The organism is Acidihalobacter sp. (genome assembly GCF_037381185.1).
Classification (GTDB): domain Bacteria; phylum Pseudomonadota; class Gammaproteobacteria; order DSM-5130; family Acidihalobacteraceae; genus Acidihalobacter_A.
Window position 1 is genome coordinate 1 of sequence record NZ_JARRQY010000095.1, and the last position, 10,426, is coordinate 10,426.

The 10,426-nt window shown below is 63.2% G+C and carries 15 protein-coding genes; 10 read left to right on the forward strand and 5 right to left on the reverse strand.

Going from position 1 to position 10,426, the window contains the following annotated elements:
• Positions 1 to 761: 761 nt before the first annotated feature.
• From argA to P8014_RS19950, 7 genes are all read left to right on the forward strand, one after another.
• Positions 762 to 2,090 carry an amino-acid N-acetyltransferase gene (argA, locus tag P8014_RS19920; protein ID WP_337819081.1) on the forward strand — a complete coding sequence of 443 codons (1,329 nt, stop codon included), beginning with the start codon at positions 762 to 764 and terminating at the stop codon, positions 2,088 to 2,090.
• Positions 2,090 to 2,239: a hypothetical protein gene (locus P8014_RS19925; RefSeq protein WP_337819082.1), complete on the forward strand. Its 150-nt coding sequence runs from the start codon at positions 2,090 to 2,092 to the stop codon at positions 2,237 to 2,239. The genes argA and P8014_RS19925 overlap by 1 nt, the downstream gene beginning before the upstream one ends.
• Before the next feature lie 22 nt (positions 2,240 to 2,261).
• Positions 2,262 to 2,648, forward strand: coding sequence for a lactoylglutathione lyase (gene gloA / locus P8014_RS19930; RefSeq protein WP_337819083.1), 387 nt, complete (start codon positions 2,262 to 2,264; stop codon positions 2,646 to 2,648).
• Positions 2,645 to 3,358 (forward strand): septum site-determining protein MinC, encoded by a 714-nt coding sequence (gene minC / locus P8014_RS19935; protein ID WP_337819084.1) that lies wholly within the window; start codon positions 2,645 to 2,647, stop codon positions 3,356 to 3,358. The genes gloA and minC overlap by 4 nt, the downstream gene beginning before the upstream one ends.
• 96 nt (positions 3,359 to 3,454) lie before the next feature.
• Complete coding sequence (gene minD / locus P8014_RS19940) at positions 3,455 to 4,264, forward strand: septum site-determining protein MinD (protein WP_337819085.1); 810 nt, start codon at positions 3,455 to 3,457, stop codon at positions 4,262 to 4,264.
• Positions 4,265 to 4,269: 5 nt separating this feature from the next.
• Positions 4,270 to 4,536, forward strand: a complete 267-nt coding sequence (minE, locus tag P8014_RS19945; protein WP_337819086.1) for a cell division topological specificity factor MinE — start codon at positions 4,270 to 4,272, stop codon at positions 4,534 to 4,536.
• Positions 4,537 to 4,549: 13 nt separating this feature from the next.
• Entirely contained in the window at positions 4,550 to 4,792 is a 243-nt protein-coding gene (locus P8014_RS19950; RefSeq protein ID WP_337819087.1) for a hypothetical protein, read from the forward strand.
• 97 nt (positions 4,793 to 4,889) lie between these two features.
• Here P8014_RS19950 and P8014_RS19955 read toward each other — a convergent pair whose 3' ends face one another.
• Positions 4,890 to 6,278, reverse strand: a complete 1,389-nt coding sequence (locus tag P8014_RS19955; protein ID WP_337819088.1) for a hypothetical protein — start codon at positions 6,276 to 6,278, stop codon at positions 4,890 to 4,892.
• Between the two features lie 138 nt (positions 6,279 to 6,416).
• Here P8014_RS19955 and P8014_RS19960 point away from each other — a divergent pair, with 138 nt between their 5' ends.
• The 3 genes from P8014_RS19960 to P8014_RS19970 all read left to right on the forward strand — a co-directional run bounded on the left by P8014_RS19960 (position 6,417) and on the right by P8014_RS19970 (position 7,489).
• Positions 6,417 to 6,599, forward strand: a complete 183-nt coding sequence (locus P8014_RS19960; protein ID WP_337819089.1) for a hypothetical protein — start codon at positions 6,417 to 6,419, stop codon at positions 6,597 to 6,599.
• A gap of 378 nt (positions 6,600 to 6,977) precedes the next feature.
• Positions 6,978 to 7,298, forward strand: coding sequence for a BolA/IbaG family iron-sulfur metabolism protein (locus P8014_RS19965; protein ID WP_337819090.1), 321 nt, complete (start codon positions 6,978 to 6,980; stop codon positions 7,296 to 7,298).
• A 5-nt stretch (positions 7,299 to 7,303) separates the two neighbouring features.
• Positions 7,304 to 7,489 carry a hypothetical protein gene (locus P8014_RS19970; RefSeq protein WP_337819091.1) on the forward strand — a complete coding sequence of 62 codons (186 nt, stop codon included), beginning with the start codon at positions 7,304 to 7,306 and terminating at the stop codon, positions 7,487 to 7,489.
• 204 nt (positions 7,490 to 7,693) lie between these two features.
• On the opposite strand, the gene P8014_RS19975 is transcribed toward P8014_RS19970, so the two are convergent.
• The 4 genes from P8014_RS19975 to P8014_RS19990 all read right to left on the reverse strand — a co-directional run.
• Complete coding sequence (locus tag P8014_RS19975) at positions 7,694 to 8,452, reverse strand: DUF6708 domain-containing protein (RefSeq protein ID WP_337819092.1); 759 nt, start codon at positions 8,450 to 8,452, stop codon at positions 7,694 to 7,696.
• 187 nt (positions 8,453 to 8,639) lie between these two features.
• On the reverse strand, positions 8,640 to 9,566 hold the full coding sequence (locus P8014_RS19980; RefSeq protein WP_337819093.1) for a DUF6708 domain-containing protein: 927 nt from the start codon (positions 9,564 to 9,566) through the stop codon (positions 8,640 to 8,642).
• A 3-nt stretch (positions 9,567 to 9,569) separates the two neighbouring features.
• Positions 9,570 to 9,839 carry a hypothetical protein gene (locus tag P8014_RS19985; protein WP_337819094.1) on the reverse strand — a complete coding sequence of 90 codons (270 nt, stop codon included), beginning with the start codon at positions 9,837 to 9,839 and terminating at the stop codon, positions 9,570 to 9,572.
• A partial coding sequence (locus tag P8014_RS19990) for a hypothetical protein (protein ID WP_337819095.1) occupies positions 9,832 to 10,426 on the reverse strand: 595 nt, incomplete at its 5' end. The genes P8014_RS19990 and P8014_RS19985, both read right to left, overlap by 8 nt.

The following is a 10,426-nucleotide window of genomic DNA, read 5'->3' on the forward strand; positions in this document are numbered from 1 at the left end:
GGTGACGCGCCCGAGCCTCTTTCTTTGCATGCCCAAAGAAAGAGGCGAAAGAAAGGCACCCGAAAGGCCTTGTCCCTGACGGGCAGACCTCGAGCGCACACCCCGCCACGGGGCACCGCAGGCACTTGCCTTCCAGGCAAAGCCTGCTCGGGCGGCGTCCTGCCGCCCGACCCCGCGCCGGGGCGCACGTTCGAGGCAAGGCCACACGGGAACCGGGGAGTCAAAACAGAACGTGCCCCAGACCTGTGAGTTACACCCAAACCAGTTCAGGACGATTTCGCGTCGGACTCGCCCGGTTTTGACGTTCGCCCCCCCTGATCGCTTGCCTCGCGAGCGTGCGCCTGGGCGGGGATGGCTGACAGGGATGTCAGCCAAGCAGTTCTTGGCCTGGATGGCCAATAGCTGCGAGCCCCGTTCAGGCGTGCGTTCGCGAGGTTGCCCGTCAGGGACAAGCGATCCTGGGGGTGCGTTTCTTTCGCCGGTTTCTTTGCGCATTTCAAAGAAATCGGCTCGGGCGCGTCACCTCGATCAAGCAAATCCCCAGGCATCAAATCGCGCCCGAAACAGGACACCACCGCCAGCAAATACGCCGCCTTCATTCACGCAAGCGCCGCTAACGCGTGCCCAAAACAGGCCTCAGCGCCAACAATGGGAATAAATCCCACCGGATCGTCAACAGAAACCCCACACTCCAACCCGCGCAAAACCCCACAAAACAACGAATCCGTTATAGTAAGGGGTCACTCTGAGGACGAACGCGCGTGAGCAAAACCGCCACCTCCAGCCCAAACATCGCCTGGTTCCGCAACGCCGCCCCCTACATCAACGCGCACCGCGGCCGGACCTTCGTCATCTGCATCGGCGGCGAGGCGGCGGCCGACGTCGAGCGCCTGCCGGAACTGGTGCACGACCTCGCCCTCCTCGCCACGCTCGGCGTGCGTCTGGTGCTGATACACGGCGCCCGCCCGCAGATCGAGGAGCGCCTGCGGGCCGAGAACCGTGAACTGCACTACGTCAACGGCCTGCGCGTGACCGATGCAACTGCACTGCGCGCCGTGGTTGCGGCGGCGGCATCGGTGCGCGTCGAGTTCGAAGCACGGCTGTCCATGGGCGCGGCCAACACGCCCATGTCCGGCGTGCGCCTGAGCGTCGCCAGCGGCAACCACGTGGTCGCCAAGCCGCTCGGCGTACGCGACGGCGTCGACTATCAGCACACCGGCGAGGTCCGGCGCATCGACACGGGCGCCATTCGCGCCCAGCTCGAACTCGGCCAGATCGTCCTGCTCTCCCCGCTCGGCTACTCGCCGACCGGCGAGGTCTTCAACCTGTCCGCATCCGAAATCGCCACCGCCGCGGCCTGCGCACTGCGCGCCGAGAAGCTGATCTTCCTGGAGGAGACGGGCACACTGCGCGACTCCCGACGCCGCCCGCTGCGCCAGATCGGTCTGGCCGAGGCCCAGGCCCTGCTGCATGGCCGACGCCGCCTCGGCGAGGAGAGCCGCGCGCACCTGCAGGGCGCGGTCGATGCCTGTCTCAACGGCGTACGCCGCGTGCATCTGCTCGAACGGCGCATCGACGGCGCACTGCTGCACGAACTCTATACGCGCGACGGCATCGGCACGCTGATCAGCGCCGGCGGCTACGAGGATCTGCGTCCGGCCACCATCGACGACGTGGGCGGCATCCTGGCGGTCATCGCGCCGATGGAGGCCGAGGGCATCCTGGTACGCCGTTCGCGCGAGCAGCTGGAACTCGAGGTCAATCACTTCAGCGTGCGCGAACGCGACGGCATGGTCATCGCCTGCGCCGCGCTCTACGGCTATCCGGACGAAGGCCTGGGCGAGTTGGCCTGCCTCGCCGTCGCCCCGGACTACCGGCACCAGGGACATGGCGACGAACTGCTTGCGCATATCGAACAGCGCGCTCGCGAACAGAGCCTGCGACGCCTGTTCGTGCTCACCACGCGCACTGCGCACTGGTTCCGCGAACGCGGCTTCGCGCCCGGCGACATCGGCGAACTGCCCATGGCCAAGCGCACGCTCTACAATTACCAGCGCAACTCGCGCATCTTTTTCAAGGCACTGGGCTGATGTCTTCCGACATCGCCATGGAAGCCACCGAAGCCGTACTGCCGGATATGCCCGCCTTCGGCGAGTCGCGCAACTGCATACGCATCGCCAGTCCGATGATGTTCGTCATCGGACTGGCCGGCCCCAAACCCGGCGCCAGCCACGGCTGAACGCCCCCAGGAGAGAAACCCTATGCGCATGCTCCACACCATGCTCCGCGTCGGCGATCTGGACCGCTCGATCGCCTTCTACACCGACATCCTCGGCATGCGCCTGCTGCGCCGCCAGGACTATCCCGAAGGCAAGTTCACCCTCGCCTTCGTCGGCTACGGCGACGAAGCCGACCACACCGTGCTCGAACTGACCTACAACTGGGACGAGGACCGCTACGATCTGGGCAGCGGCTACGGACACATCGCCATCGAAGTGGACGACGTCTACCAGGCCGCCGACGCGATCCGCGACATGGGCGGAAAGGTCCTGCGCGAGGCCGGCCCGATGAACGCCGGCACCACCATCATCGCCTTCGTCGAGGATCCCGACGGCTATCCCATCGAACTGATCGGGGCCCGCCATTGAGCGCGCAGCCCCGCGACCCGATGCCCGTCTTCGAACTCAAGGGCAGCCGTTTCACGCTGTCCGTGCTGAATCTCCACAGCGTCGACCTGGCCGCGGTCGACGAGCGCCTGGCCGCAACCGTGGCCCAGGCACCGGACTTCCTGGCCCAGGCCCCCGTGGTGCTCGAACCCGCCGCCGGGCTAGACATCGCCGCACTCGACCTCACGGCGCTCAACGCACTGCTGCGGCACCACGGTCTGATACCGGTCGGCCTGCGCGGCGGCGACGAAGCGCTGCGCCAGCGCGCCGGCGATGCCGGCCTGGCTCTGCTGGGCGAGACGGGCGGCGCCCCGGCACGGGCCGCGCCGGCCCCACAGGAAGCGGCGCCGGCCAAAGCCCCGCGCAACGCCATGCGCGTGGTCGACAAACCGGTGCGCTCCGGCCAGCAGATCTATGCCGAGGGCGGCGATCTGGTAGTGTTCGGCGCGGTCAGTGTCGGCGCCGAAGTCATCGCCGACGGCAGCATTCACGTCTACGGCGCGCTGCGCGGGCGCGCCCTGGCCGGCGCGCGCGGCGACGAATCCGCGCGCATCTTCTGCCAAACCATGGAACCCGAACTGGTATCGATCGCAGGCTGCTACCGGCTGTTCGAAGAACCCGATCCGCAGACGCACGGATATACGGCCCAGGTGCGCCTGGACGGAGAACGTCTGATTATTGACGCGCTCTGATACAATCCCTGCAATTATGCCTGTGCGACGCCCGGGACGGCGCAAATGCACAGGTGCATTCATCGAACAGCCAAAGAACTCGATCCGGAGACGCTAGTGGCCAAGATCATCGTCGTAACCTCGGGCAAGGGCGGCGTCGGAAAAACGACCAGTGCCGCCGCATTCTCAACCGGCCTGGCTATGCACGGACACAAGACCGTCGTCATCGACTTCGACGTCGGCCTGCGCAACCTCGACCTGATCATGGGCTGCGAGCGCCGCGTGGTATACGACCTGATCAACGTGATCCACGACGAAGCCACGCTCAACCAGGCCCTGATCCGCGACAAGCGGATCGAGAACCTCTACATCCTGCCCGCCTCGCAGACCCGCGACAAAGACGCTCTCAACCTCGAAGGCGTCGAGCGCGTGCTCGAGGAACTCAAGCAGCAGGACTTCGACTTCATCGTCTGCGACTCGCCGGCCGGCATCGAGCAGGGCGCGCAGATGGCGCTGTACTTCGCCGACGAAGCGCTGATCGTCACCAACCCCGAAGTGTCCTCGGTGCGCGACTCCGACCGCATCCTCGGCATCCTGCAAAGCAAATCCCGGCGCGCCGAAAGCGGTGCCGAACCGGTCAAGGAACACCTGCTGATCACCCGCTACCATCCCGGACGCGTCAACTCCGGCGACATGCTCAGCATGGAGGACATTCTCGACATCCTCGCCATCCCGCTGCTCGGCATCGTTCCCGAATCACCGGCCGTGCTCAAGGCCTCGAACGCCGGCGCCCCGGTCATCCTCGACCAGAAGAGCGACGCCGGCCAGGCCTATGACGACGTGGTCGCGCGCTTTCTCGGCGAAGAACGCCCGCTGCGTTTCATCAAGGTCGAAAAACGCGGCCTGCTCAACCGACTGTTCGGATAACCGCCATGGGACTTTTCGACCTCTTCCGCAAGCAGAAGACGACCAGCGCCCAACTCGCCAAAGAGCGGCTGCAGATCGTCATCTCCCACGAGCGCGCCGCACGCGGCAGCCCGGACTACCTGCCGCGCCTCAAGCAGGACATTCTCGAGGTGATCCGCCGTTACCACGCCATCGCCGACGAACAGGTCGAACTGCGCGTGGACAAGGACGGCGGACGCGAAGTGCTGGAACTCAACGTCACGCTGGGCAACGAAGCCGACGGGACGCACTGAGGGAGAGCGTGAAATGAGCGAAGCAGCCGAATACCGCCCACCGCTGGCCGACTATTTCGACGACCTCGAAAAGCGCTATGGCGACCAGTTCAATTTCGACCGACTGAGCCTCGAAGAACTGGATACGATCGAACGTCTGGCGCGTGATGCCATCGACAACGATCCACGCGTCTCCACGGTGGAAAAGAAGAACCTCACGCCACTGCTGACTCTGGTCGACATGCAGAAGCGCAAGCGCAGCGGCTCCAGGCACTAAGCCTCAGGCGGAAACGCAGCTACCGCGCACCAAACATCGCCCCGACAACCTCGCACCGCCGTCACTGCCGACCCGGCAGCAACAGCGACGCCAATGCTCAGGAAGAGGACGCCGCCGGCGCCTCCGGATCAGACTCCTCCTCGGCGGCCTTGTGGCGCCGGCGCATCGCAATAGCCGCTTCGATCGCCAGCGGCAGAAAGACCACCAGGTCGTAGGCGTAGATCAGCACACGTCCGGCAAGGCGCGCCAACCAGCCCAGCGCGCGCAGCAGCAGCGCTGCCGCCTCCAGGATCCCTCCCAGCACGCTAAGGACCACGCTGCGCCCTGTGTTCAGCACCATGTCGAGCAGCAAGCCCGCCGGCAGAAGCAGCAGGGCCAGCAACACCAACGCGCCGACCTCCGCGATGCTGTGCGCCACGGTCGCTTTCGCCGGCGCACCCAGCACGACCAGCGTCCCGGCAAACGCCACGGTCGCCAGCCACAGCAGGCCCAGCAGCACGCCGGAACGCAGCCGCGCGCGCGGCCCGAGCAAGCCCAGCGCCGGCAGCAGCCGCGTAGCGCGGTTGACCTCCAGCAGGAGCAGGCCGAACACCACCTCCGCACCGATCACCACCCAGGCCTCCACGTGAGCGAGCGGCACGCCGAACACGGAGGCCGGATTCGGCAGCAAGGCGAGCAGGGGCGGCGCCAGCAGGGCGTGCTCGGTCACCGCCAGTACGCCCATCACCACCAGCGCCACCACGGCGAACACACAGCGCATCCAGTATTGCGCCTGCGCGCCCAGCGTCAGCGCCGGCGGTTCGTCGCGCAATTGGGTGTAGCGCTCGATCTGCGCGTCGATCGACTCGGCGCGGCGCGTGAGCACCGCAACATTGCCGTCCATGCGCGACAACATACGCGCGGCACGGCGCCATTGCGGCAGCATGCGGCGCAGCAAGCCGTGGCGCTTGCGGCTGACGAAGCGGAACTCGTCCAGCGAGTCATGGGCGGCACGCGTCAAGGTGCCGTGCATCGCGTCGAGAATGCCGGCCACGGCGCTGTCTCCGGCGCCCTGGGTCCTGGCGACCGCATCCACGGCATCCAGCCACTGCGGCGGCACCGGCGGCGTGTCGGCGCTGTCGTGATAGTCGCGGTCGATGCGCTCGATCTGATCCGTCAGCCGCCGCTGCAGCTGGGGAAAGGCGCCCAGGTCACGCTCGATGGAATGCGCGAAGCGCCGGGTAGTCCGCTCGATGCGCCGCTCGGCCATATCCAGCGCTATGGCTGCGTGCAGAATTCGCTGCTGATTCAGCAGGCGTCCGCGTACTCCGCTCAGGGCGCGGGCGGCGGCGCGCAGCCAGCGGGCCAGCGCGCTGCTCGCCACACGCAGCGCCTCGTGTGCCGGCCGGCGCGCCAGATACAGCAGCACGATGGCCAACAGCGCCCAGACGACGGCGGACACCCAAAGCGAATCCGACCACACGGTCAAGATGTTCTTCCAAGTCATCGTTCTTCTCTCAATCGCAGGCCGGCCGATACATCAGCGCCACAAAATACCACGTGAGTCAGGTCGCCGGCCTGACCGACCACCTCCCCGGCTGCGCGCGGTGTTCAATGTTCTCATATCTCGCTGCCGAGACTCGCCATGTCGCGCCTGCTGATACCCAACGCCAAACACGTCAGCAAAGGCCATCAGTTCGATGCTTGCGCGCGCGCCTGCGACGGGCTCGGGAGCAGCCGGATGGTCGCCGACCGATTCCCGGGCTCGGATCGCAGCCACTTCTGCGAAGGCTACTGGGCGAACCTCGTGCTGGTCAATCTGCATTGACGGACTACCGGACACCTCGCCACGCATACTGAACCGTCCCTCGGCCGGAGGCTGCGCTTCCCACGCTGACGAGGGAACTGGACGCCGGGCGTCGCACGGGCTATACCAGTCAATACGAGCACCACAACGAGGAGGACTTCGCCAAGTCGGACGTCTGCTTCCTGTCCGGCGAGGCATTGCCGCGCTGCTGGCTCGACACGCACTACCGCGACGCCGAGCTACGCCGCTGATTCGGCCGAAGGGCGGTCGATGAGAACCGTTTGTAGGGCTCCGCGTCGGGCCCCGGGCAGTCGCTGCCTACACCTGTCCCCGACTCTTGAGTCCTGGCCCAGAAAGCGTAATCTTTGATTTTGACGAATCCAGGGAACGCATGACGCCATGACTTTGCAGAAACGCATCGAGCAAAAACTTGAGGCCGGTCTTTCACCCGTCTTCCTCGAGGTCCTCAACGAAAGCGGCCAACACAACGTACCGGCCGGTTCCGAATCGCATTTCAAGGTCACCGTGGCCTCCTCGCAGTTCGACGGCCAGCGCCTGCTGGCGCGCCATCGACTGATCAACCAACTGCTGCAGGACGAACTGGCCGGCCCGGTTCACGCCCTGGCCCTGCACACGCTCACCCCCGGCGAATGGTTCGAGCGCGCCGGCGAAGTGGCCGACTCCCCGCCCTGCATGGGCGGCAGCAACGTAGAGCACTGACCGAAGTGGGCGACATCCTCCCCTTCCGCCGCCGATCCACGGCCGAAAAACACGCCGGCAATACGCTGTGCCGGCGTGGCTTCCACAAATGGGAAGTGGTGCAGGACAAACAGTTCGACGTCCGCCAGGGGAAACTGGTGACCATCTATCGCTGCGCTCGGTGCGGGAAGACCCGGGTCGATGCCAGCTGAGGGGCTTCCCCTCTCACCGCTGACATTCCCCCAAGCACCCGAAGCAACTAGGTTTGATATACGTGGGATAGGTCGACCCACTGCGTGCCCTAGCTCGATCGCCGACATGACGGCCCTGTGCTGATGCGGCTTCAGATCGAGATCCTGGCTGAACACGCTAGTCTCGCTGTCTATATCGTTCCAGCCCAAGAGCACTCGCACACGTCATCGCGAGGCGCGTTGTTTGGCCATTTCCCGCTCGACGCCGAATTGCCCGGTGTATTCCGGCTCGGGCAATCGATGCGGATCATCCGGTTCGATACGACAGGCGGCTTCGATCTCAGCCGGCCAGACAGGCGGCTTGGAGGTTTTCATCACTAGCCAGCGGGTCGCAATTAGCAACGCCCAAAAAGGCCACAGGATGGCTCGTGCGCCCTCAGTACCTCCTACGTAAACGCCGACGATGATGCGAGAATTCATCAACGTGGCCGCGGGCGTGGTCCATATCTCGATCTTACCGAGACTTTCGACGCCCTCATCCATGTAACGCCGAACGAATTCCCAGAGCGCTTTCACCGATTCCTGGTCGGTGTAGCACAACCCCGCCACAAAAGTATCTTTGACCGTATCGCCTTCCAGAAGGTGGCCGCGCAGATCGTAAACCGGATCGCGAAGTCCTCTGCCGATATGAAAAAAAATCGAAAGTCCGATAATATTCCGGCTATCCATCGGAATAGAAAATAGGATGAACGCAGGGACTAAAACATACCCTATTACGGCAAATGTACTTCCAAATGTTTTGAATCCCCCCCTGAGAAGAAACCTTCGTCCCACAAATTCGGCATAAGTCGAATTGAAGGCGACCACCGTCGCGTGATTGTCTGCCTTGATTCCTTCTTGCCTATTGCGCGGAAGCGCGCTGTCCCTTTCCTCCCGTGTCAGGGGACGGTTGAGTTTCCATTTGACGATCCATCCGCTGTACATGCCTCAGCCCTCTTTAAACAGGGCCTCGTAGGCCGTCGTTTGCGTGTAAAGATTGTTGAATTTCTCACCGCCCAGTTCGTGTTTGCCGGAGCAGCAGCTATCCAACAAGTGTTGTAGCTTGTCGTGCCTGAACAGGGGAAGGACGTAGCCGACACGAGTGTGTCCACACGGGCCACGCCTGTAGCGATTATGACGAATGCTTCGCTCTTTCCCGTTCGATACCAAATTGTCCAATGTATTTCGGCTCGGGCAGGCGGAGAGGATCGTCCTGATGGATACGGCAGGCGGCCTCGATCTCAGCCGGCCATACTGGAGGCTTGGATGTTTTCATGACCAGCCAGCGTGTGCTGGTGAGTAGAACCAACAACGGGAACAGCAGTTTGATTTGGAAATTCCGCTTAATTCCAATGTTTATGCCGGCAAGCAGCCAACAGTTGTAGAAGCTTGTCGACGGGGATGTCCATAGCTCGACTTTGCCAAGATCATTAATGTCTTCGTCCATGTAGCACCGTACAAACTCCCAAAGCTCCTTCACCGTATCGCTATCCGCATAGTACAAACCGGTGACAAAAGTATCTTTGACCGTATCGCCTTCCAGAAGGTGACCGCGCAGATCGTAAACCGGATCGCGAAGTCCTCTGCCGATATGGAAAAACACGTCGTCCCACGGCACCGTCAGGATGCCGCCATCGCGTTTGTCACGAAATACGTAGACCTGTCGCGTCTTGCGGTTGAAGCGGATGGGATAGTAGGTGTGGGTGAAGAAGTCCTTGCTGAGGATCTTGATTACGAAGAGAAGAATCCAGGCGGCGGAAAATATCGTAAATATGGAAAATCCGATTATTTCTGACTCCTTTCCACTGGAAGGAGTAAATGATAGGAATGGCAGGCATATCAAGACAAGTGTTGCCAACGAAAAGAAAACCGTGCTCGCCCCCCCTCTCAGCAGAAACCTGCGCCCTACAAATTCTGCATAGGTAGAGTTAAATGAGACCAGAGTCGCATGGTCGTCGGGCTTGGTTGTTTCCTGCTGTTGACGCGGTAACGCCGCGTCTTTCTCCACCTGCTGAAGCGGACGGTTGATTGGCCATTTGCTGGTCCAGCCGCTGTACATACTTCATTCCTCCTTTAACAACGCATCGTAGGCCAGCGTCTGTGCATGGAGGTTGGGGAATTTCTCCCCGCCCAATGCGTGCTTACCGAAGGAAACGCCAAGCAACATGCTGCCAACACCAAAAACCACATCCCCATCTTCCCTTGCTTCGTATCCCTCATAAAATTGCAACGCGCCCGCCAAAACACCCCCAACCACTCCCAGCAGCTTGCCGGCGCCGGATAGCAAATCCGCCGCATTACCAAACGCGCCGAATGACAATCGTTCAGCCATCCTGGAGGCTGACACCCCCCAATCCGTTTTTTTCAAAATCGCCCCGCTCATCTTGCCCACCTCGCCGAGGAACGTACTGGCACCGGCGACCAGGTTGCCGACGGTGGTCCAGTATTTCGCCCCCTCGGCCTTGCCCAGCTGGCTCATGATGTTGCCCATCACGAAGCCGGAGAGGATCAGGCTGAGGCCGCCGGCGGCGCACGTTGCCCGAGAGGAGTCTGCTGAAGCGCGCTTCTTCCTGCGCTTCACGCAAGCTGGCGGACAGCGTTGCCTGGCGTGCGCTGGCTTCTGTACGGATCAGTTCGTCCACTTCGTCCTGGCTGAGCTGGAAGATGCCGTGGTAGGTGATCTCCTTGGCCTTGATCTGCTTTGCCGTTTCCCGGGCGGCGGACCTCCAAACCCCTTTGCCTTGCCCGGTGAGGTCGCCCAGTTGACTGGCGATCGCCTTTGCCAGTTTTCCGCGGCTCAGCGTGCCGCTTGCAACGACCAGTCGCGCGTTGGGATCGTTCGACAGGGCCAGGGCCTGCATCAGGCCCAGCAGGCGGCGCTCGGCGATCGGCAGGTTGCCCAGGCGGGCGGCCACCTCG